This is a genomic window from Paenibacillus enshidis, assembly GCF_042136365.1.
Taxonomy (GTDB): domain Bacteria; phylum Bacillota; class Bacilli; order Paenibacillales; family Paenibacillaceae; genus Paenibacillus; species Paenibacillus enshidis.
In genome coordinates, this window is the sequence record NZ_JBHHMI010000018.1 from 1 (window position 1) to 21626 (window position 21626).

Sequence of the window (21626 nt, forward strand, 5' to 3'; positions counted from 1 at the left end):
AGAGATCCGCTCCTTAACATGATAGGTTTATTCTACAAGCCCTTATTTTTATTGTCCAACTAAGTGTAGCCGATCCATTGTACGATTTTTAGGCGTGTGATCCGGTTTGGGATCCGAATTACTAGAATTCACAGTAACCCATGTACCATTTGTGTTTTTGTATTTGGTATTTGATGTCATGACCTGAGCATGGAGAATTTTCCACGCTGGAAGAGGATTCGGTATTGCATCAACGTTATAGGTAGCTTGTGCTGCTCCAAGAACTATCCGGCCACCTGTAAAGGTTGTAGACGATGTATAAGAAGGAGAAAAAGTATGCTTGAGGACATTGTTTACATAAAATTTCACCTTATACACAGATCCAGAGTGTACGGCCGACTCAAGTCTAATATTTACGCTATCTGAATTTTTGAATTCCCCGAAATTACCTCCAGCATCGGTCCCACTCACTGCTCCGCTGTTGGCAAACCATCTCCAACCGGATTGGCCGCTCGCTGTTGAAATACCACATTCATAATCGCCAAAACCAACATGGAAGTTAATGAAACCGCCAGCATCGATACTAAAAGATGATGGTAGTTTAAGGTCTGTGCTAAACCCTTTCACTGCATTAGCTACCGGAATTCTTACTACTTTTGCATATTCAACTGTATCTGCCATCTTATTTCCTCCTAAATATAGTATTTTTGTTGTTGTGAGAGCCGCGCGCGTTTTTGCTTCTCGTATATAAGGGAAATTTAAGAGAATCATTAACAACCGGTTTTAGAAGATTTTTTTAAATTTCGTTTTTTTCGGCTTCGTGACTGTTCAGCGCTACATTTTCATCTTGATTAAGGATGAGTTCTAGGAACTCTAATGTAATTGCCGAAATGGCGTCCTCAGTAGGCATATAAATGAAGTTGCTGACACGTATAATATCTTCTTGATAAAGCTCGATTAGCTTCATCATAGCCGCAGTGTCCTTATGTTGGGCTGCTTCAATGAGTCTTATTAGTTCACGATCTGGGATAATTGTTGGATCATTTTTCTTTTCCATTTGTTCACCGCCTGTTGGCTCATTTGTAGATTTTTTGCTACTTCAGCTTCTGTGAGGCCTTGGATGTATATCTGGTCTATAATCGTTTGACCCTGGGGAGGAAGGGAATCTAACAGTTGCCGAATCCATATTTTATTCTCAGATGCATTCGTGAAATTTATGTAGGATGGAATACTGTCATAGATGGGGTCCTCTTGATTTCGTATCTTTTTTGCTCTGTATTGAATTCGCCAACCAATACGATAAATCTCACGCTTGTAATGTTCATAAATTTCGTGATTTTCTTCCATTTTCTTATCCCCTTTCTGAAAGTTTCCTATATATAAACAGGGAAAAATCAGTGATATTTTTACAATCATAAGAACAAATGTTCTCATATTATTATGCTAGCTTTTTCCTTATTAAGTTGTGATTTTACTTCTTAAATTTCCCTAAATATAGTGGCTTTTGTGGAAGGGGGGGATGATATGGAAGTAGTTGATATTGTGTCGCTGATCACGAATGTTGGATTTCCAGTTACGCTTTGCTTTATCTTGATACGGTACGTGCTAGATACAATAGGAGAGCGGTTGGATAACCTGGATGCCTCATTAAAACAACTTGCCGAAGCTATTCAGTCGGTCCAGCGTAAAAGTGAACAGGAATAGTTAAACGAATTTTTAGCACTCTGTATTCACCCTAAATGTCACTACGTCAAAAAGCCTAATGCACCGGATAGCCGGTCCATTAGGCTTTTGACAACTTTTCCTTTTGTACACCTCATCCATATGGTGCCTGATGAAATGATTGATTCCGAGAAATTGATCTAAAGGTACATATTTTTTCTTTGTCTCAAATACATTTGTTTAATGTTGGATATACTCCTTTTTTATGTACAATTAAATTAGGAATAATTTCTAAAAAGATTAGTGAGTAACGAAGATTCTTCTTGCGGAGGTGATTTTTCGAGGGCTCTCCGTAACTAATCTACTGATCAGCAATCTAATTAGACAAGGAAGTGACTTATGAAGAATCAGAATCGTGCTTTAATTGCTGGGGTTGCAGTTATCGTAGTTGCAGCCGTTGCCTATGCCATTTATTATTTCATGACCCTGAATACGACATTCCAAAAAACTGTACTTGACCAGGTGAATGTAGATAATGTTTATCTGCAGATCGTCCGTACTCGTACCGCTCCTTCTAATGAATCAGTGGAAATCAATGCGCATGTAATGGATAAGGAAGGGGTTCAAACGACATTAGACCAACTTTCGGGTATTGAACTTCAGAAAGTGAATGAAAAAGATAAAAAAACAGACGCTCCTTACTATTATGATGTATACATCAGACAGAAGAGCGATGATTCTGAAGTCATCAGCTTCACGGTTAATAATAGTGAATCAATCTCAATCAGAAAGAACAATAATTCGCAGAATTATAAGGTGATCAATGCTTTCGACTATGAAGCATTTAGAGCCTCAATCGATAAACTTTATTCTGAAAAATAGTATGGGAAAAAGGGTGGCTGAAACGGCTACCCTTTTTAAATTGGTCGATCCACCTGAAGACCGGAAAAGGTACTCTGTATGTCAGGAGCGGTTGATATAGTTGAGCAACAGTTCTGATTCCCGTCGGCACGCAGTTGTTGTTTTCCGGATCGGTAAGAGGGAGTTTAGTTAATGGATGGGACGCCGCTTAAGAGCCGGCATAAGCATTATCTGCAGATCGCTTCGATGCCCGTTGGACAACTTGTAGAGTGGTACATTTTAAGATTTGAATTTTTTTCTTACCATACAGTTGTATTTATTCTCAATTTTTTTCCCTATTAAGTGAGGATCGTTAGAGATGAAATCATTGGTACCGTGATTTATATGTCCATCAATCCTTCAAAACTTATTAGTGGAGGTAATAAATATGTCTAGAGAAATTGATGTCGTTGTTAGAAACTTCATTCCTGATGCTTGGATTTACTCACCTGTACAACCAGATCCTATTAACTCAGAAATTTGGCTTAATGGTGATAATCGTTCGTTTAAAAAGAAGCTATCGGGTAATGAATTTAGAACTGAACAGGAAGTAAGGGTAACATTCCATAATGAAGGTGCTGCGTCAACCATCTATAGAGGGGTTGGAGAATCACAATTGAGATTGGTCTATAAAAATATTCCTGGCGCCCCAGATCATTATGAATCAGCCTATGCAAATGTTGATGATATTAAATGCAAACTTATAGCATCCCTTACAAAAGGAAGAGACTCAGACTATATGATGTTTAACTTCTATTCTCGAATTAAAGACCCTCAGGTACAACCAGTTGCTGCTTATATTGATTATGATTTTAATGTTGACATTACTAAAAAAGGGAATATCACAGTTCAAGGCAGACACGATGAGTTCCCTGCAATGGAAATTTACGCAAGGGTTGACGGGGGCACGTGGCAAAATATTTATCTTTATGATCCATATGAACATGGTAAGGGGCCACTAGATTTACTTGGTGGTGCGGTTGTTAAGTTTAACGCAGAAAGGAACATACTTTAAACGTTCAGTTTATCTAGAATAAATAGAGCCTCTAAGACCATGATAATGTGGTTTTAGAGGCTTTGTTTTTTTCAAATTAACTGGCGAACTCAATTCGTTATGCAATTTTAAGCTGGTGTAACAATCGCTTAAGTAGATAAATGGAGTACCTTGTTAGAGGTCCTGTGACTGGCAGCATTATCGTTGCCATGAGTAAAGCATAAGGGATTAAGAATTGTGGATCCGTTATCCAGCTACCAAAATCAAGGTAGCTTCTGATTACGGTTCCTACCGTATTGATAAGAAAAACGCAAATCCAAGCTATGATTACACTAGTGATCCATAGGGAGACGTTGGAAAAATGCTTTTTTGTTATTATTGCTCCAATAACAGCAAATGTTATGGCAGCGGGAATGATGGCAGAAAAAAATTTCAGGCTGGTATATCCAACCATTCCTCCGAGAAGATTAACCACAAAGGAAACAACAATTGACGCTGTTGCACCAAATACCATGCCTACTACTATACGGCCGATCAGCTTCATGAGTCTCCACACCCTTCTTAATTAAATACATAACGTAATTATAACATTGTTTCAATACCATAAAAAGTAATTTCATGGCTCTAATTTACTTAGTCAGGGCACTGGTTTGAATCATCCGGAGGGCGTAAGTGCAATTTCGGTGATAGCCAGATCATCGGAGCAGTTCTTTGGAGAACATGTACGGTTGAAGAAACTGCCGGTGTGGTCCAAAGGATTTCCGGGTTCATAAAAGTCCTAAACGGCACGGCATTGGCCGTTTTCTTGTTCACTATCCGTTCATAAAGGTATATTGTATAAGAATTGTTTATCTTTATAAAGCCTATCATGTAAAAACTTCCATATAAAACCTGTTGCTTTTCGCTGCATAAACTATTGCCGCAAAACAGAGTACTTTTATTTTGCAACAAACAATGCTTGGCTAAAAGCCGCCCTCCTCAATGGCCTTAGCAATCGTTTCCGGCAAAGTTATCGTCTCCTATGATCCGAAGCCGGAACATCCCACCATACCTCACCGAAAATGGATGAGTACACGGGCGCAGTCACAATGGTTTGGACGTAAATCCGTGAGTTGATCTTCAATATACGGTGTTGTTGATATGGTGAAGATCGGTGGACAGAGTGGTTCATGAAATGATTAGGCTGTAGAAGCGAGGGCATTCACTGAGGTTGCTCGCCCAACAATTCACCAACGGAAATTTCCAAGGCTTTGGCGATGATTACGATCTCATAGTCTTGAACAAGTCGGTACTGTCCTTCCAAGCGTGATACTGGTTGGACTGATATCAAGCCCAAAGGTCTGCAATCTGGCTAAAAATTCTTTTTGCTTCATTCCCTTTGCTTTACGTACGAAAATTTCATCTTACTTCGATATTCGCACTAAAAAAGCAATGCCATCCCGTACAATTTGGGTAAGAAGAGATGTTCATATTTAATGAAGCATTGGACAAAACGCCCGGCGACAAAACATTATTGGCTGTCGCGTAATCGCCATACGCAACCGATTCTCGTATTAAATCTAACAAGTAAATTTGAGGTGCAATTGCTATGAGTAGCCCAAAGAAGGGAGCAGGAGGCTAAATCATGATTCGTTTACTTGAAGAAATGGAGCAAGAAAGACGCAGGATGAATGAACTCGGCCAAGCTTTACTGGAGCAATCTATCCCTTTGTCTGTGCATGAAGAGCTGCTGGTATTAAGTCAGAAGGTTGATCAGTTAATAATGCATCTGCATCATGCAAAACTCGGACAAACAGAAAGACAGTATGTGCAAGGAGGAATCAATTTTGAAGCTTCCGACATGGTTTGAAAGCGTTATTCAACATCGGCTTGATGATGTTTCAGCCCGCATCATACGCCACCCTGAGATTAGTAAACTACATGAGGAGGAGTATGTGGCATTTCAGAAGCTGTTTTCGGATATGGATATTGTGAATAAACCTGAGTTTTCGGAATGGGAGGATAAGCATCATTACAAGCAAGCATTGGAAAATGAGTATTTGTATTGGCAGGGCATGCAGGATGGGATGCAGCTTGTATATGCCGTATTAGAGATGATGCTTCATGATGACAAAGAGAAAGAAGAATAGTATGTTACTCTTCCTCAACTTTATCGGCAAGAGAGTGATCACAGGGCCTGCATCAAAATTTTTTTACAGCATGCAGGTTCCTGCACATATTGTCAGGTAAGCTGCTGTAAAATTCTTTACAGGTTGCAGGTTCGTATATATTGTTAGGTAAGCAAGCATTACCCTTCCGGTCTCCGATAGGATGAACACCAAGAAATAGAGGAAATGTGAATAACTTATTGGGCGCTCTAACGAGCCGCTTTTCGATCCGCAATCAAATCTTTTTTTCAATTCTTCTGATGCTGATTTTCGGACTGTTCGTACAGAAGCATCTGGTCAAGGGGATGACGATGGGTGCAGTCAAATAGAATGCCAATTAGAGAGGAGACTTGCCAGTGAGCACAACATCTATTCTGCAAAATCGAGGCTTGATCGTATCCGCCCAAGCACTCGAAGGAGAGTCTTTGTACGACGGTGATGCCATGCGGAAAATGGCAGTTGCGGTGGAGTCAGCAGGCACCACCTATGTTGTGGTCGGCAACGCCATCACGCGCCCCCAACTGATCGCCGCAAGGTTCACCGCAGCGGTTCACGCTCGGCTTCAGACGGAGATGTTCCCGGATGGCTAGGCTCGGGCGGGAAAAGCAACCGCCCGAGGTCGCCATCGGGCTGGATATTGGCGGCACGAAGATCCATGCTGGCGTTATAGACCGTGACGGAACCATTCTTCATATGATTGGCTATCCGACGCAGACAACCGACATGCCGCTGATTGAGCATATCAAACGAATTGCTGGAGAAGCACTGCACTGGCAGCGGCATGCCATGGCGGAAGCGGAGGTCATCGGAATCGGCATCGGAACGGCCGGACAGGTGGAGTGGCCTTCCGGCATCATCCGTTATGCCTCCGAGCTGCTTCCGAATTATACAGGTACACCCTTAAAGGAGATTATCACCAGCGCATTCGGACTGCCGGTAATTGTGGACAATGACGTAAATGTGATGGCCATCACCGAAGCGCGGCTGGGGACGGGCCGGAATGTGAAGCATATGGTCGGGCTGACGCTCGGAACGGGTGTCGGCGGGGTGGTCGTGGCGAACGGCGTCATTCTCCGCGGGAAGTGGGGCGGTGCCGGAGAGATCGGACATATGCCGGTCGACTTCAAGGGCATCCCCTGCATCTGTGGGGGCATTGGCTGCTTGGAACAGTATGCTTCAGGTACATCCATTGCCGCCCGGTATCACGAACGAATGGCTGCATTTGGAGAAACAGCCGATTCGCCGCCGGACACTCGTGAGGTGGTTCGACGCTGGATGGCAGGTGATACGGCGGCCATTGAGGTGATGGATGATGCGTTCCGCGCACTTGGCGCTGCAATTGCGGGTTTAATGCATCTGTACAATCCTGAATTAATCGTGATCGGTGGTGGTTTGGCAGATATCGGCGAGCCTTTGCTTTCCCGTATTCGAAAGGAGGCTTATACGAGAGCGATGCCCTCCTTCGCGGAGGGCGTGCCAATCGTAAGGGCGGCAAGCGGCAACGGCAGCGGCATGATCGGCGCGGCGCTGCAATTATGGGAATATCGTTAAAAATCCCGCGACAACCTTCGTGCAAATGAGTGTATTGAAAAAACGGAACTATTACGACAGCGGTTAAGTCCCCATAAGGGTAACTTTTTTATCCAATTTAACCTTTTTTATCTTGCCTCGCGTGTTTGGACGCTGTAATTGTATGTGGGCTCATGCTGCGAAGTGGGTATTCCCTATTATTTATGTAGAAATATATGCTGACACCCGATATAAGACCATATACGGCACATGTGGGGGCGATAAGCTGCCGGAAATATCGATGGTTCGAAATGAGATGTGGCAGTACCATTTCAGGCCGTTTGATGTGTCAGATCAACAATGCGGGTCTTGATTTGGCGAAGATTGAAAGCTAACGATGTTTATCTAACGAGGTGTTAAGGGGACAAGTCCAAATGATTCGTGTGATGCTTATTGATGATGAGGAAGATGCGCTGGATTTGTTGGAAATTTTGCTCGGACAGATAGGGAATGTGCAGGTTGTTGGAAGGCATATTAATCCGGCTCAGGCGATTGAAGCCTTAGGCCAATCTCCTGTCGATGCGGTGTTCCTGGATCATCAGATGCCGGGCATGAACGGGATGGATGCGGCGAGAGCAATCAGGCGCATGATTCCGCAAATGCCGATCATTTTCACAACAGCTTATGCGGAATACGCAGTTGAAGCGTTTGAAATTCAATCGATCGACTATCTGCTGAAGCCCTTTACGATGGACAGATTGCAGAACGCGGTTGCCCGTATTACACAATCTATATCTCACGCTGTATTTCAAGCTAGCCGGAACGAGAGCCCTTTCCCTGCCATTCAATGTTTGGGAGGATTCCAAATTCAGCTCCCGGGTAACGGGAACAGGGTGTTGCCGTGGAAAACGAAGAAGGAAAAGGAGCTTTGCGCGTATCTGATTCATTATGCAGGAAAATCCTCGAGTACTGCGTCGATCCTTGAGGCGATCTGGCCGGGGTATGATCTGAACAAGGCGAAGACGTATTTGTACACATGCCTGTCCTATTTAAGGAGAAGCCTGGCGGAAAATCATGTTCCGATCCGTATACACAAGGCTGATCAGGGCTTTGTGGCGGAATGGGACGGGATGTCCAGCGATGTGCATGAATTTGAGGAACGGATAGGCACATGGCTGGGCAGCATGTGGAGCAAAGAGGAGATGGATGTGCGGCAATACGACCATATGAACCTGATGTATAAAGGTGAGTATATGGAGGCTTGTGACTTCAGATGGGCGGAAGCAAGGCAGATGGAGATTACGACGGGTTATATCCGTGCCCTTCGCAAATGGCACATGTATTTTCGCCGGCAGGACCAGGCTGCGCTGGCAGTGGATAGTCTGCAGCGCATTCTGGCCATCCTTCCCGATTCAGAGCAGGATGGACGTGAGCTGATCTGGCTGCATTTGGAGATGGGCCATCGTCATGAGGCGTATCGTGTCGGCTTGCAGCTGGAAGAAGCGGTGCGCCATCAGTTGGGGTCTGAGCTGGAGGAAGAGACGTCACGGCTAATCCAGCAAACGAAAGGCAAAACGCAGTGGCAAACACCATGAGAAAAAAAGCTGCAGCGGCGCTTATTACGCTATTTATGTTAATTGCAACCTACGGAATTTTGCTGACTTATTTCTCCATACATAAGAAGCAGGCGCCACACGCAGTGAGCGGAGCAATGGATCTGACTTCCTGGGAATTCGCAGAGGATGGCGTCATCCCGCTGGACGGTGAGTGGGAGCTGTATCCGGACAAGCTGTTAACTCATCGGGATGACTCTGCTGACGCTGCTGGGGAATTAAAGCCTGTGATGATTCGGGTACCGGGATCATGGTCAAAGCTTATGCCTGTGAATGGCGCGGCGACCTATCGCTTGCGCATCAAAATCGATGATGCAGACGCAGCTACGGTGTATGGGTTGAAAACGGCGTCTATCCCCATATCCAATCGTCTGATCGTCAACGGCCAAGAGGCCGGATCAAGTGGAAACCCGGCTGAGAAGCAGCATTATACAGCCTTAAACAAGCCTTATGTTAGCTACTTTATGCTGCATCCAGGCTGGAATGAGATTTTGCTTCAGGTGGCCAACTATGAGTTTCAGGCAAGCAGCGGAGTCATCGAGTCTATAATCTTAGGCCAAGCCGAGCAAATTGTTATGCTTCGTGATCGGGCAACGGCTCATGATTGGATCACGTTAACGGCCTTTCTGATTATGGGGTTATACTTTATCGGATTATTTTCGCAGCGCAAAAATGATCGTTCGCTTGCCGTATTTGGCATGGTGTGCGTGTGTATCGCTGTATTCACAAGCGTCAGCGGAGAAAGGGTATTGTTCGGGGCGGTTGGCGAGCTGCCGTTCTGGCTGTATTTTCGCATCCAGGCGGTGTCGGCGGTTGGTGTTGGCTTTGGATTCTTCCTTTATGTCCATACCGCCTTCCGGCCCTACTGCTTCAAATGGCTCGTCCGAGGCAGCTTTATCTTCGGTGTCATGCTTGTTCTGCTGAATGTCGGGTTCCCGACCCAGCTCTCGACAGGACCGTTTCGCCCATTGACCACGTACTACGCCACCTTCTCGTTGCTGTACGCCACGTATGTATTTGTATTGGCGGCTCTCCATAAAGTCGCGGGCAGCCGGTATTTGGCCGTGGCGGCAATGGCCCTGAATGTAACGGCGCTTAAGCAGAATATGAACATCTACTTCGGGATGCCGATCTATGGACTTCCTCCAGTCGAGCCTTTTCTTGTGCTGCTGATGCTGGCCTTGCTGATGTCGCTGCGGTTCTCGAATGCTTTTCACAAAATCGAAGAGCTGTCAGGGCAACTGCTGCAAGCGGACAAATTAAAGGATGATTTTCTGGCGCGAACCTCGCATGAGTTCAAGACGCCGCTTCATGTCGTCATGAATATTTCACGCTCTATGCTGAATGATGCTGCTCAGCCGCCAACTGCCGAGCAGCGGGAAAAGCTGCAGTTGATGACCAACATAACGAGGAGGCTTTCGCAGCTGGTGTACGATATTCTGGACTTGTCCAAGCTGAGGCAGGGCGAGCTGCGGATCGCTCCGGCGCCGATCGATGTTCGTTCGGTGGCGGAGATGCAGGTACGCTTCTATTCCTACCTGGCTGCCGAACGCCATATTCAACTGGTGAATCTTGTCCCTTCGCATTTGCCTTCTGTGCTGGCGGATGAGAACCGGCTGAGTCAAGTCATCGGTAATTTGCTGGATAATGCGATCAAGCACACCGAGAACGGGAGTATTATCGTAACGGGGACGGAACGAGGCGGCAAGCTCGAAATTGCGGTGCAGGATTCAGGAAGAGGCATCGAACCGCAAGACCTTGCGCTTATCTTTGAACCGTTCAAATCACTTGGCGGGGCTCAGCAAAACGGCTTCGGATTAGGTCTGTCAATCGCCAAACAATTGGTAGAGCTGCAACAGGGTACGCTTACGGTCTCTTCCATACCCGGGGTTGGCTCGACATTTACGATTACGCTGCCCGCCGTGGATCAGGGCAGTGAAGCGGCCTTGCCCCCGCCTAGTACCGAGATCTCGCCCAAGCCAATGAAATATTCCTTCGTTACGCCTTATTATGCGAATCGCGACGGCAAGCATACCGTGCTCATCGCCGACGATCAGTACGAGAATCTGAGGGTGTTGATTGACGCACTTCAAGTCCTCGACTATCGCGTGATCGCAGTCAAGAATGGGTACGAGGCGCTGGAGCAGATCCAGCAGGCGGGCAAGATTGATCTTGTCATTCTTGATCTGATGATGCCGGGCATGTCGGGGTATGAGGTGTGCCAGGAAATTCGCGAACGATACTCGCTGCTGGAGCTGCCTGTACTGATGGTGACGGCGGCTATTCAACCGCAGGACAAGGTGGCAGCCTTCCAGGCAGGGGCGAACGATTACTTGGCGAAGCCATTTGATCTGGAGGAGCTCAAGGCAAGAATCGGCAGCCTGCTGGCCATGAAGGAGTTACTCAGCCGGGCGGTCCATCTGGAGGTGGCGTTTCTGCAATCGCAGATCAAGCCGCATTTTCTGTTCAATGTGTTGAATAGTATCGTAGCATCAAGCTACACGGATGTGGAACGCGCGCGGAAGATGATTGTCGATCTGGCCGATTACTTGCGCGGCAGCTTCCGGTTCAGCAATACGGAGGAGAGAATCGCCTTCGCAGAGGAATTTCAGCTTATCCGAACGTATGTCAACATCGAGCAAGCTCGCTTTAAAGATCGTATTCGTTTTGAATTCGATATCGCGGAGCCGGCATTTGACCTGCGAATTCCGCCGCTTCTGCTGCAGCCGCTGGTAGAGAATGCGATTCGGCACGGCATCGGAGACCGTCTTGAGGGCGGCACAGTCACTTTAACAGCTAATGAGTCGGAAGGGCAGTGGCGATTTGTCGTGGCCGACGACGGTGTTGGGATTGCGCCGGAACGATTGAAAGCCCTGCTCGAACGAGACGGGACAGATGAGCCGCGAGGGGTCGGCTTATTGAACATCAACAAGCGGTTGACCTATGAATATGGCGTCTCGCTGGAGCTGGAGAGCGAGCCGGGACATGGAACGAAGGTCACCGTCCGCATCCCTGATTCGCGGCTCTAACGCCTAGGCTCTCTGATACTGAGGTTGCTCTGGTGTCCTTAGTTTCTCTGGGGAGGCTTTGAGTTAAGCAGTATAAGCTATATAGCATGACAGGCTCTCATCGTTAGATGGTGGGGCCTGTTTTTTTGTATTTTATAAGAAAAATTTCTGCTGAATGAGGATGTTATTCGTGTAACTTCGAGTTTGTACATTTTGCTAACGGCTTGCTGCTGTAGAGGTATGTCGATTTTTAAGGTTTTTTTAAGGTGTGATTTTTTATTCTAGGTTGTAGGACATGGGACTAAAGTATTAAAAGCTGTGAAAATTGCAGATTCGGAGGAGCGAGAGGAGATTGAATGTGACTTATACTTCCATGGATCAACAGAAGGAAGGAAGAGAGGAATGAACAGAAGAACAAACTTAAAAATTCTATTCGTTTGTGTGCTGATGCTTGGCTACATGTCTGGATTCCAGACATGGAAGGCTGACCGCGCCTATGCAGCGTCTGGGAAATGGACGACGGTGGGCAACCCGGGCATCTCAAACGGATACATGAATTACCTCAAGCTGGCGGTAGAGAATGGTACGGTCTATGCAACTTTTCAGGATTCAACCAACAACAGCAGATTAAATGTCATGAAGTACACGAATACGGATGGCTGGAAGTCACTTGACGACACCGGGCTCACACAGCAGATCGCCTACACTACCCCGATCCTGGTTCGTAACGGGGTGCCCTATATTGTCTATCCTGATTCGGCACATGATGGCAGGGCAACCGTCATGATGTATAGCGAGGGGAACGGGTGGACACCTGTCGGGAATCCGGATTCCTTACCGCCAATGGGCTATTCTCCTGCGCTGGCAATAGATCAGAACGGCACGCCTTATATCGCTTTTACAAACAATTTCAAGGTGTTCGTCATGAAGCTTGATCAGGCTGATGGCAATTGGAAGTTCGTGGGCAGCACCATATACGCTCAAGACAGCCCTTCGGATATATATCTGGAGGTGGCTAATGGCATTCCCTTTCTCGCCTATCAATTTAATTTTAACGGCTACAAGACTGTCGTGATGAAATATACGGAAACCACGAACTGGAAGCAATTAGGATCAGCGAATTTTAACAACAATGGCAATGACCTGCCTTCATTTGCAGTGTATAATGGCCAGCCTTACCTCGCTTATGGGGACAAAAATCATGGACTCAAGGCAACCGTCATTACATATCATGAGCCGGATGGCTGGGCTCCTGTAGGGAATGAGGGCTTTACACCCGGCTTTGCTTATTACACATCGCTGGCTTTTGATGAGGGTGGCACGCCTTTTGTGGCTTTCCGTGACAATGCCAATTCTGCAAAAGCTACTGTGATGAAATATAACAAGGACGGCGTATGGGAATTGGTGGGCAATGCGGGGTTTTCAGCAGGGCTGATCAACAACACCTCGCTTGCGATAGATCAGGGTACTCCTTACCTTGCTTATCAGGATAGTGTATATGATCAAAAAATAACGGTGATGAAATTTGCCAAAGCCAGCACGGTGTCCTACGACGGCAATGGCGCATCCGCCGGCAGCGTGCCCGTGGACAGCAATGGGTATGATGATCAGGCCAACGTGACGGTAGCGGGCAATACAGGGAATCTGGAGAGACCCGGCTATGCCTTTGCCGGCTGGAATACTGCCGCAGATGGCAGCGGGACGGATTATATGGGAGGAGACACCTTCACGATCGGGAATTCCAATGTCACGCTGTATGCGAAGTGGACATCATTGAACGTGGTGGTGAGCTATGCGCCAGGTGAACACGGAAAGATCAGCGCAGTGAGCGAGACAGTTGCGATTGGCGGTCACCCGGCTGCGGTGCCAAGCGTTACGCCGGACAGCGGCTACCGCTTCACAGGCTGGAGCAGCGATGGGGGCGTGACGCTGCTGAAGAGCGACAAGCTAACGACTACCGTCATTACCGGGCCGATCACGTATACGGCGTATTTTGCCCGCATTGTCAAGGGAGATATTAACGGCGAAGGTGGCGTGACTTCAGCGGACGCGCTGCTGCTGTTGAGCTATCTGAAGGATGGCAGCGGTGGATTCGGGCCGGCTGAACTGGAGGCGGCGGATATCAATGGCGATGGTGTTCTGGATCAAAATGATGTCAGGGCAATTTTAGCAATGGTCACGGGAAAGGGATGAGAAAATGTATAAATATGCGATGAAGAAGCAAGCAGCCGCCTGGAGAAGACTGATGTCAATATTGCTGGTGGTCAGTATGGTGCTGTCGATCAGTCCGGTTGTCCAGGCCGATACCTCACCTGTGGATTCAGTAGAGGTGACGGCTGCGGAGGGTTATCCGGGGGAGACGGCGAGTGTGGCGGTGTATGTCACACCTGATATCTTGATTTATAAATACAATATTTCACTCAGCTATGATGCACAGGTCCTGGAGCTGGTGTCAGCGGCGAAGGATTTAAATGTAACGGATCAGGATAGCTACACCATAGATACAGGCACTGCGGGAACCGTCAATTTGAATGCGATCATTCCGTATTCATATGTATCTGAAAAAACCAAGGTAGCTACGCTCCACTTCAAAATCAAGACTAGCGCACAGCCTGGAAATTCAACAGTGAGTGTCGTTCAGCATGAGCTCTATGAGGGAGAGGAAACTGCAGCCCCCTCCTACGGCATAGATGGCACGATTACCGTCAAGGCTTCGCAGTATACCGTGACCTTCGACTCGCAAGGCGGAAGTGCGGTGGCAAGCGTTGGTGGCTTGACCAGCGGAACTGCAATTAGCGAGCCGCCTGCGCCGAAGAGAGCGGGCTACCGCTTCGCGGGCTGGTACATGGACCCGGCAGGGACTGCTGCATGGGACTTCTCTTCAACAGTGGTCACGGCCGATACGACGCTATATGCCCAGTGGCAGCGGCATGCCGCAGTAATCAGCATCGGCAGCGTGCCAGGGGCTTCGGGAGCGACGGTACAGGTGCCGGTCATGGCAGCCAGCGCGACGGATGACATCGGCTCCTACGGAATGCAGATTGATTTTGACCCCGCAGCGCTGGAAGTGACGGATATCGCGGGTGAAGCGGGCGATTATTTCGACTCCAACTACAATAATACAGCAGGCTGGCTGAGGACGGCCTGGGCGGATAGCGACGGAGGAGATACGCCGGTTGCGGCGGGTGACAAGCTGTTCACGGTGACCTTCCTCATCAAGAGCGGAGCGACAACGGGAGACAAGGAGCTGACCGTACAGACGGCTGACTTGAATCATTTCTCCGTAACAGATCCGTCTGCAGTTGAGATGGACAAGGCTCTTACACCATGGAAGGTTACGGTCAGCTCGGGAACGGTCGTCCACAGTGTCAGCGTAAGTCCTCCCAATATTCATGTGCAACCCGGAGGGAGCGAGCAGTTCACAGCTGTGGTCGATGCATCAGGGGGTGCGGCTGAGACGGTGACCTGGTCCATCAGCGACACGAGCGGCAAGGTATCCATAGACAATACAGGCTATGTCACCGTGGCAACAGATGCGGCTCCGGGAGTGTATACCATTACAGCCGCCTCAACGGCGGATACCAGCAAGCAAGGCACAGCGACATTAGTGGTCCTGCCGACGCTTCCTGATCCAGGCGAGCCTGGTGTGCCTAATGCTCCTCAAGGGCTGACAGCAAACGGAGGAGACGGGCGGGTGGACTTGAGCTGGAACACGGTAACGGGAGCGACCTATTACAACATCTATATGTCCACAAATGCAGGTTCCTTCAGTGATTCCAACATTGCCAGTGTGACGGATTCGACCTATCGCGTGCAAGGTCTGACCAATGGTACGACCTACTACTTTATCGTGAAGGCGGGTAATTCACTAGGCTTGAGTGATGCCTCGAAGCAAGCCAGCGCAACGCCAGACACCGCAGTTCCTGCGACCGTTCCGGGAGCGCCTGTGAATGTGACAGCCGTTGCGGGGAACGGACGGGCTACGGTCAGCTTCACAGCGCCAGGTGATCATGGCGGCAGCGCGATTACCGGGTATGAGGTGACGGCTGAGCCGGGAGGCGTGGTAGCGACGGGAACGTCCAGCCCGATCGTCGTGACGGGATTGAGCAACGGTACAAGCTACACCTTTACTGTGAAGGCGATCAATGCGATAGGTGCCAGCGCTGCCTCTGCCGCCTCCAACGCCGTTGTGCCAAGAGCCTCTTCCAGCGGCGGCAGTGGCGGTAACAGCAGTGGAAGCAACGGCAGCAGTTCAGGCGGTGGCGGCGGTACGTCTTCAACCACAATGGCTACGACACCTCAGACCACCAGCGGTGTGAACATTCTGGTGAACGGCAAGGTTGAACAGGCGGGGACGTCTGCCACAAGCGAGCGAGGCAGCCAGAAGGTGATCACTATTTATGTGGACCAGCAAAAGCTGGAGGAGAAGCTGGCGGCCGAAGGTCAAGGCGCTGTGGTCACGATTCCGGTCAGCGGAGCATCCGATGTGGTCATTGGCGAATTGAACGGGCAAATGGTGAAAAGCATGGAGAGCAAGCAAGCGGTTGTGGAGCTCAAGACAGACCAAGCGACATATAGGCTCCCTGCACAGCAAATTCAAATTGATGCGATCGCGGACAAGGTGGGCAAATCGGTCGCTCTGGAAGATATCAAGGTGCGCATCGAGATTGCCGCAGCGACAACGGATACGCTCCAGGTGGTGGAGAGAGCAGCTGCGAATGGCTCGTTCACCCTTGCCGTGCCGCCGCTTGATTTTACGATCAGCGCCGTATACGGAGATACCACGGTTGAAGTGTTGAAGTTCAACGCCTATGTGGAGCGCAGCATTGTGCTGCCGGGCGGAGTTGATCCGAACAAGATTACGACGGGTGTCGTGGTTGACCCGGGCGGAGCTGTTCGACATGTACCGACCAAGGTCGTGAAGCTTGGCGAGACCTACTACGCGCAAATCAACAGCCTGACGAATAGCACGTATGCCGTAGTATGGCATCCGGCAGCGTTCCAGGATGTGTCGGCTCATTGGTCGAAGGCGGCTGTGAACGACATGGGGTCGCGGATGGTCATTGAAGGAACGGGCAGCGGCCAGTTCAGCCCGGACCGCGACATCACTCGTGCGGAGTTCGCCGCCATCCTGGTGCGGGGATTGGGGCTGGCACCGGAGCAAGGAGAGTCCGCCTTCCTGGACGTGAAGTCATCGGCTTGGTACAGCCAGGCGGTCAACACGGCTCATGCCTACCAGTTGATTGGCGGCTATGAAGACGGAACCTTCCGTCCGAATGACAAGATTACACGCGAGCAGGCGATGGTGATGCTCGCCCAAGCGATGAAGACGACCGGACTGAAGGACAAGCAGCCGGCTGCATCTGCGGCCGCTGTACTCCGCTCCTTCCAGGATGCGTCAGAGGTAGCCGCATGGGCGCAAAGCGGGGTAGCGGACAGCGTGCAGGCTGGCATCGTATCCGGCCGCAGCGCTGCTGCACTGGCGCCAAAGCAGCACATGACCCGTGCAGAGGTAGCGGCGATTATTCAAAGGCTGCTGCAGCAATCCGGGCTGATTTGACCAGGAGGTTGACTCAAGCTGTCTCAAAAAGATGATGTACACAGGGGCGTTATTCGTCCCTGTGTTGTTTTCGCAAAGAGGGGGATTCATACACATGCCCAAAGGCGTGTATTGCTTTCAAATTCCAGAGAGGAGAATGAAGAGAATTATGCTCAAAAAAGCAGGAAGATTCACTCTATATCTGGCACTGATCTCGATCGTGCTCAATAGCTTTTTATCTCCCAAGATTGAGGTGCAGGCAGATAATTCAACAGCGTCGCTGCAGTATAAATACAAGCCGCTCAGAGGCGGTTTTGGTACTGCAATGAAGCTCTATTACAATGATGGAACCTTTTATTACAAGTCGCAGTTGTTTGGAAGAAACCTTGCGCACCAATCGACGGATCTAAAAACATGGACTAAAATTATTAGCCCAGATACCTTTGGTTCAAGTACAACATTCGACTTGCACTCACTCTCCTTCATTGGTGGCAGAGTCTATGCGACAGGTTATACTCAGACTGGTGATATGCTGAATTACACCAATTCTTCATTTTTGGGCTACATGAACAATACATCTAATAGCAGCTCTAGTTGGACACGGTCCTCTTTTCCCACTGGTAACTTGCTGCTGGGGCCCATTGCTACCGACGGAAGCCATTATGTGATAGGGGTCGGTAACGACAATGTTATTTACCAACAGTCTTCCTCTTCCAATGGAATTGAGGAGAAGGTATGGACCAGCAGCAGAAATATCACCAATGGCTCTCGTTTTGAAAATGCAGTCTATGATGGTGTTAACAAGAGATTCATATTAGCTGATGATGAAGGAAATGTGGTTTACAGCACGGATGGAGGAAATGCATGGAAAAAGCTGGTGCTGGATTCCGCGTCAGCCATATCCGACCTTGTGCAGGTTGGAGGAACAACTTATATTTCCGGGGGAGATGGTGTATGGAAGTTGAAAGGGACTACGGTAACCCGACTGTTGCCCTCTGGCAGCAATTATCGTGCTGTAGCTGTTGATGAAAATAATAATGTGTATAGTTTGCGTATGGATGGAACGGTGCTTATGTCATCTGATGACGGGGCAACCTGGTCAACCCTCGTTGTCGCAGACAGTGAGAATACTTCTACTTATTTTGGCGCAATGGAATATGGCAACGGAAAGCTGCTTGTCGGCGGTAATAATGGCCTTTATGAAGTAGTTGTCAGCACCCCTGAGGTAAAGGTGAGCTATGTGTCTGGCGATCACGGAACGATTAGCGTTGATAGCGAGATGGTGGAGGTCGGCGGCTTCCCGACCGCGGTGCCGAATGTCACGCCGGATAGCGGCTACCACTTCACGGGCTGGAGCAGCGACGGAGGTGTGACGCTGCTGAGCAGCGAAAAGCTAAGAGCAACCGTTGTTATGGAGGCGACCACCTATACGGCGTACTACAGTCAGATCGTCAAGGGAGATATCAACGGCAAGGATGGTGTGTCCCCGGCGGATGCGCTTTTGCTGAAGAAGTATCTGAGGGGCGAGGATATTGGATTCGAATTTGGACCAGCGGAGCTGGAGGCGGCGGACGTCAATAGTGACGGAGTCGTGAATGAAGCAGATGTGCAGGCGATTTTGGCAATGTTCACTGGAAAGGGATAAGCGGTTCAAAGGAGAGGACAGGTCACATCCGATATGAGGAGCAGGAGCACGCCAGCGGCTCTTGCTCCATTATCAGTTGTGTGCCCGCATCCATCAGCGCATCGGTCTCCTGTCGATATGCCGTCTCGATCCGTGTGTCGCGCATCGGGAAGTGACGGTAGAGAGTGCCGATGCCGACCTTCGCCACGCGTGTGACCTGCTCTAGGGTAGCGGTTGCGCCCTGAAATCGCTGCTCGCTCGATTCGTCAAAATCGCGCCCGCGATAATACTGAAGAGATATTCAGCTCGTGGTGCGGACGAGGGCTGGTTGCTGAGCCAGGCAAGCGCAGCAGCTAGCGAGAACAGGTCATCGCCATCCATATCGGTACGCGCCAGACCCTCGGCCTGAGCGCGAGTGAGAAGTCGCGTGCCTGCCGTGCGCATTGTGATGCATGAAGCGTGGAGTGCGGACTCCGGGTCTTCCTTGGCTTCCATCATCACGTCCACGACACCTTGATAGTTACCCGTGAATGCAACGACGTCGCGTAACCACGACACAAGTGCATCAGCGGGTGAATTCGCAGTTTCGAGCTCACGTGCCTTTGTCGTAAACTCGTCGAAGCTTGCGCGGAGCAAAGCCTCGAGCAGAGCCTCTCTCGTCGGGAAATGACGATACAGTGTGCCGAGCCCGACACCAGCCCTGCGAGCGATTTCGCGCAGCGATGCATCGGTGCCGTGTTCGGTTACAACGACGCTCGCGACTGCGAGGATGTGATCATAGTTTTTCTTCGCATCGGCTCTCATATGTTTCCTCCTTGACAAACGGAGCGATGCTCCGTATAGTTATAAACGGAACGGTGGTCCATTTATGTGGAGCACTGCTCTAGTTATAATAACACATCTGCGTGAAAGGAGAAAACGATATATGTCTACAAACACAATGAAGGCGATTCGGCAGCACGAATTTGGCGGCCCTGAGGTACTGCGTTACGAGGAGGCACCGCTTCCCGAACTGAAACCGGGTGAGGTGCTTGTCCGCGTGCACGCGGTTGGCATCAATCCCCCTGACTGGTACCTGCGCGCCGGGTATAAGGATCTTCCTCCTGAGTGGCAGCCAGCGGTGTCCTTTCCCTTCATTCTGGGGTCGGACGTGTCGGGCGTCGTCGAGGCGGTAGCCACGGATGTGCAGGGCTTCTCCATCGGCGATGAAGTGTTCGGCATGGTTCGCTTTCCTAGCATGGGGGAGAGCGCTGCTTATGCCGAGTACGTTGCCGCGCCAGCGTCAGACCTTGCACTCAAGCCGGCTGGCATCGATCACGTACAAGCCGCAGGGGCGCCGATGGCAGGTCTCACCGGCTGGCAGTACCTGATTGAGCTGGGGCACAATGAACCGAATCCGTTTCAACCGGAGTCGCATCGCCCGGTGCCGCTGGGCGGCAAGACGGTGCTCGTCAATGGTGCCGCGGGCGGCGTGGGGCACTTAGCCGTGCAACTGGCCAAATGGAAGGGTGCGCACGTCATCGCGGTGGCATCAGGCAAGCATGAGTCGTTCCTGCGCGAGCTCGGTGCCGACGAATTCATCGACTACACCAAAAGCTCTCCCGAGGACGTCGTGCATGACGTTGATCTCGTCCTCGATACCCTCGGCGGTCCCAGCACCGGTCGTTTCTTGCGTACGCTCAAGCGTGGCGGCGCTTTGTTCCCGGTGTTCTTAGGCTTCTCCGACGCCGAGGAGGCCGCGAAGCTGGGCGTCACGGTCTCGCTGACCCAGGTACGCTCGAACGGCCTGCAGCTGGCGGAATTCGGGCGCTTGCTTGATGCCGGGACGGTTCGTGTCGCCATCGACAGCACGTTTCCACTTGCCGATGCTCGCAAGGCGCACGAACGAGCCGCCCATGGGCATATCCAAGGCAAGATCGTGCTCACGGTCGTGTGAGGATGACAGCTTGAATGATCATCGCAGTCCTCGTGGAACGCCGCAAGACCTTGCGGCGTTCCACGAGCCGACGAGCGCGGACTGCGAATGAGCTTTGATAAGTTTGCCAATTTAATCAAACAAAAAAGGATGAATAAAAATGATTGTACTCTTAGGTTACCTTCACCTGAATCCGTCTGATGTGAATGAGTTCACTGCAGATGTTCAGGCCGTTGCTTCCAGCACGAGAGCTGAAAAGGGGTGCCTCTTTTATGCCGTTGCCTGGGAAGATGCGCGCGCCGGACGCATGCTGATCGTCGAGCGGTGGCAAGATCAAGAATCACTGACGGCCCATCTTGAAAGAGAAAAGACGTCGCCGTTTTTACAGAAGTGGGGAAACAGGATGGAAATCGACGTTCTAAAATACGATGCCTCGAACGAACGCTCGTTCATGGAGTAAAGAAGTCGAGTAGACCGGGGGGATTTTCCCCCCCAGTCTCTCACAGAGCAGAACGTGAAGGTCTCCCTTCATTCAGCTCTTGTTATCCAATCGCGAGCAGTAGCCCTATTTGCCCTTGGTAAAAGAGATTAGGGCTGCTCAGCATCGGCCTTCTTCCAGCAGTGAATTTGCCGATTACTCTAAAAGACTATTTATCCGAAAATATAAACCCAACCTGGGAACACTGAAGTACATTGAATGCATAGCACAAAATGGTTATAATAAGATTAAAATATG

21 protein-coding genes are annotated in these 21626 nt (G+C 49.5%); 15 read left to right on the plus strand and 6 right to left on the minus strand.

What is annotated here, in order from left to right:
• Positions 1-48: 48 nt before the first annotated feature.
• The 3 genes from ACE41H_RS17795 to ACE41H_RS17805 form a co-directional block, all read right to left on the minus strand.
• On the minus strand, positions 49-660 hold the full coding sequence (locus tag ACE41H_RS17795; protein ID WP_375356854.1) for a hypothetical protein: 612 nt from the start codon (positions 658-660) through the stop codon (positions 49-51).
• A gap of 115 nt (positions 661-775) precedes the next feature.
• Positions 776-1036 carry a hypothetical protein gene (locus ACE41H_RS17800; RefSeq protein ID WP_375356855.1) on the minus strand — a complete coding sequence of 87 codons (261 nt, stop codon included), beginning with the start codon at positions 1034-1036 and terminating at the stop codon, positions 776-778.
• Positions 991-1413 carry a sigma-70 family RNA polymerase sigma factor gene (locus ACE41H_RS17805; protein WP_375356856.1) on the minus strand — a complete coding sequence of 141 codons (423 nt, stop codon included), beginning with the start codon at positions 1411-1413 and terminating at the stop codon, positions 991-993. Before ACE41H_RS17805 ends, ACE41H_RS17800 begins: the two co-directional genes overlap by 46 nt.
• A 90-nt stretch (positions 1414-1503) precedes the next feature.
• Here ACE41H_RS17805 and ACE41H_RS17810 point away from each other — a divergent pair, with 90 nt between their 5' ends.
• The 3 genes from ACE41H_RS17810 (at position 1504) to ACE41H_RS17820 (ending at position 3556) form a co-directional block, all read left to right on the plus strand.
• Positions 1504-1683 (plus strand): hypothetical protein, encoded by a 180-nt coding sequence (locus ACE41H_RS17810; protein ID WP_375356857.1) that lies wholly within the window; start codon positions 1504-1506, stop codon positions 1681-1683.
• 357 nt (positions 1684-2040) lie between these two features.
• On the plus strand, positions 2041-2523 hold the full coding sequence (locus ACE41H_RS17815; protein ID WP_375356858.1) for a hypothetical protein: 483 nt from the start codon (positions 2041-2043) through the stop codon (positions 2521-2523).
• Between the two features lie 406 nt (positions 2524-2929).
• Complete coding sequence (locus ACE41H_RS17820) at positions 2930-3556, plus strand: DUF3238 domain-containing protein (RefSeq protein ID WP_375356859.1); 627 nt, start codon at positions 2930-2932, stop codon at positions 3554-3556.
• 97 nt (positions 3557-3653) lie between these two features.
• Here ACE41H_RS17820 and ACE41H_RS17825 read toward each other — a convergent pair whose 3' ends face one another.
• The gene (locus ACE41H_RS17825; RefSeq protein ID WP_375356860.1) at positions 3654-4079 is read right to left on the minus strand and encodes a hypothetical protein; all 426 of its coding nucleotides are present in this window, start codon (positions 4077-4079) and stop codon (positions 3654-3656) included.
• 1080 nt (positions 4080-5159) lie between these two features.
• Between ACE41H_RS17825 and ACE41H_RS17830 the strand changes: the two genes are divergently transcribed.
• From ACE41H_RS17830 to ACE41H_RS17875, 10 genes are all read left to right on the plus strand, one after another.
• Positions 5160-5384, plus strand: coding sequence for an aspartyl-phosphate phosphatase Spo0E family protein (locus ACE41H_RS17830; RefSeq protein ID WP_375356861.1), 225 nt, complete (start codon positions 5160-5162; stop codon positions 5382-5384).
• On the plus strand, positions 5362-5664 hold the full coding sequence (locus tag ACE41H_RS17835; RefSeq protein WP_375356862.1) for a hypothetical protein: 303 nt from the start codon (positions 5362-5364) through the stop codon (positions 5662-5664). Before ACE41H_RS17830 ends, ACE41H_RS17835 begins: the two co-directional genes overlap by 23 nt.
• A gap of 206 nt (positions 5665-5870) precedes the next feature.
• Positions 5871-6011 carry a hypothetical protein gene (locus ACE41H_RS17840; protein ID WP_375356864.1) on the plus strand — a complete coding sequence of 47 codons (141 nt, stop codon included), beginning with the start codon at positions 5871-5873 and terminating at the stop codon, positions 6009-6011.
• 27 nt (positions 6012-6038) lie between these two features.
• Entirely contained in the window at positions 6039-6272 is a 234-nt protein-coding gene (locus ACE41H_RS17845) for a hypothetical protein (RefSeq protein ID WP_375356866.1), read from the plus strand.
• A complete protein-coding gene (locus ACE41H_RS17850; protein ID WP_375356867.1) occupies positions 6265-7233 on the plus strand; it encodes an ROK family protein in 969 nt (322 codons plus the stop codon). Before ACE41H_RS17845 ends, ACE41H_RS17850 begins: the two co-directional genes overlap by 8 nt.
• Positions 7234-7625: 392 nt before the next feature.
• A complete protein-coding gene (locus ACE41H_RS17855; protein ID WP_375356868.1) occupies positions 7626-8786 on the plus strand; it encodes a response regulator in 1161 nt (386 codons plus the stop codon).
• Positions 8783-11833, plus strand: a complete 3051-nt coding sequence (locus tag ACE41H_RS17860; RefSeq protein WP_375356869.1) for an ATP-binding protein — start codon at positions 8783-8785, stop codon at positions 11831-11833. Before ACE41H_RS17855 ends, ACE41H_RS17860 begins: the two co-directional genes overlap by 4 nt.
• A gap of 381 nt (positions 11834-12214) precedes the next feature.
• Entirely contained in the window at positions 12215-14005 is a 1791-nt protein-coding gene (locus tag ACE41H_RS17865; protein ID WP_375356870.1) for an InlB B-repeat-containing protein, read from the plus strand.
• Between the two features lie 4 nt (positions 14006-14009).
• Positions 14010-17372 (plus strand): S-layer homology domain-containing protein, encoded by a 3363-nt coding sequence (locus tag ACE41H_RS17870; protein ID WP_375356871.1) that lies wholly within the window; start codon positions 14010-14012, stop codon positions 17370-17372.
• Positions 17373-17466: 94 nt separating this feature from the next.
• On the plus strand, positions 17467-18996 hold the full coding sequence (locus ACE41H_RS17875; protein WP_375356872.1) for an InlB B-repeat-containing protein: 1530 nt from the start codon (positions 17467-17469) through the stop codon (positions 18994-18996).
• A gap of 22 nt (positions 18997-19018) precedes the next feature.
• Here the strand turns inward: ACE41H_RS17875 and ACE41H_RS17880 are convergent, their stop codons facing one another.
• The gene (locus ACE41H_RS17880) at positions 19019-19183 is read right to left on the minus strand and encodes a hypothetical protein (RefSeq protein WP_375356873.1); all 165 of its coding nucleotides are present in this window, start codon (positions 19181-19183) and stop codon (positions 19019-19021) included.
• Between the two features lie 14 nt (positions 19184-19197).
• The gene (locus tag ACE41H_RS17885; RefSeq protein WP_375356874.1) at positions 19198-19779 is read right to left on the minus strand and encodes a TetR/AcrR family transcriptional regulator; all 582 of its coding nucleotides are present in this window, start codon (positions 19777-19779) and stop codon (positions 19198-19200) included.
• Positions 19780-19900: 121 nt separating this feature from the next.
• On the opposite strand from ACE41H_RS17885, the gene ACE41H_RS17890 reads away from it, so the two are divergent.
• Together ACE41H_RS17890 and ACE41H_RS17895 are read left to right on the plus strand one after the other, a co-directional pair.
• Positions 19901-20911 carry an NADP-dependent oxidoreductase gene (locus ACE41H_RS17890; protein ID WP_375356875.1) on the plus strand — a complete coding sequence of 337 codons (1011 nt, stop codon included), beginning with the start codon at positions 19901-19903 and terminating at the stop codon, positions 20909-20911.
• A 139-nt stretch (positions 20912-21050) separates the two neighbouring features.
• Entirely contained in the window at positions 21051-21350 is a 300-nt protein-coding gene (locus tag ACE41H_RS17895; RefSeq protein ID WP_375356877.1) for a putative quinol monooxygenase, read from the plus strand.
• Positions 21351-21626: the final 276 nt, after the last annotated feature.

Bases quoted from the DNA above. Each gene is read 5' to 3' on its own strand.
- ACE41H_RS17795 (WP_375356854.1), bottom strand. From the start codon at position 660: ATGGCAGATACAGTTGAATATGCAAAAGTAGTAAGAATTCCGGTAGCT.
- ACE41H_RS17800 (WP_375356855.1), bottom strand. From the start codon at position 1,036: ATGGAAAAGAAAAATGATCCAACAATTATCCCAGATCGTGAACTAATA.
- ACE41H_RS17805 (WP_375356856.1), bottom strand. From the start codon at position 1,413: ATGAGAACATTTGTTCTTATGATTGTAAAAATATCACTGATTTTTCCC.
- ACE41H_RS17810 (WP_375356857.1), top strand. From the start codon at position 1,504: ATGGAAGTAGTTGATATTGTGTCGCTGATCACGAATGTTGGATTTCCA.
- ACE41H_RS17815 (WP_375356858.1), top strand. From the start codon at position 2,041: ATGAAGAATCAGAATCGTGCTTTAATTGCTGGGGTTGCAGTTATCGTA.
- ACE41H_RS17820 (WP_375356859.1), top strand. From the start codon at position 2,930: ATGTCTAGAGAAATTGATGTCGTTGTTAGAAACTTCATTCCTGATGCT.
- ACE41H_RS17825 (WP_375356860.1), bottom strand. From the start codon at position 4,079: ATGAAGCTGATCGGCCGTATAGTAGTAGGCATGGTATTTGGTGCAACA.
- ACE41H_RS17830 (WP_375356861.1), top strand. From the start codon at position 5,160: ATGATTCGTTTACTTGAAGAAATGGAGCAAGAAAGACGCAGGATGAAT.
- ACE41H_RS17850 (WP_375356867.1), top strand. From the start codon at position 6,265: ATGGCTAGGCTCGGGCGGGAAAAGCAACCGCCCGAGGTCGCCATCGGG.
- ACE41H_RS17855 (WP_375356868.1), top strand. From the start codon at position 7,626: ATGATTCGTGTGATGCTTATTGATGATGAGGAAGATGCGCTGGATTTG.
- ACE41H_RS17860 (WP_375356869.1), top strand. From the start codon at position 8,783: ATGAGAAAAAAAGCTGCAGCGGCGCTTATTACGCTATTTATGTTAATT.
- ACE41H_RS17865 (WP_375356870.1), top strand. From the start codon at position 12,215: ATGAACAGAAGAACAAACTTAAAAATTCTATTCGTTTGTGTGCTGATG.
- ACE41H_RS17870 (WP_375356871.1), top strand. From the start codon at position 14,010: ATGTATAAATATGCGATGAAGAAGCAAGCAGCCGCCTGGAGAAGACTG.
- ACE41H_RS17875 (WP_375356872.1), top strand. From the start codon at position 17,467: ATGCCCAAAGGCGTGTATTGCTTTCAAATTCCAGAGAGGAGAATGAAG.
- ACE41H_RS17885 (WP_375356874.1), bottom strand. From the start codon at position 19,779: ATGAGAGCCGATGCGAAGAAAAACTATGATCACATCCTCGCAGTCGCG.
- ACE41H_RS17890 (WP_375356875.1), top strand. From the start codon at position 19,901: ATGTCTACAAACACAATGAAGGCGATTCGGCAGCACGAATTTGGCGGC.
- ACE41H_RS17895 (WP_375356877.1), top strand. From the start codon at position 21,051: ATGATTGTACTCTTAGGTTACCTTCACCTGAATCCGTCTGATGTGAAT.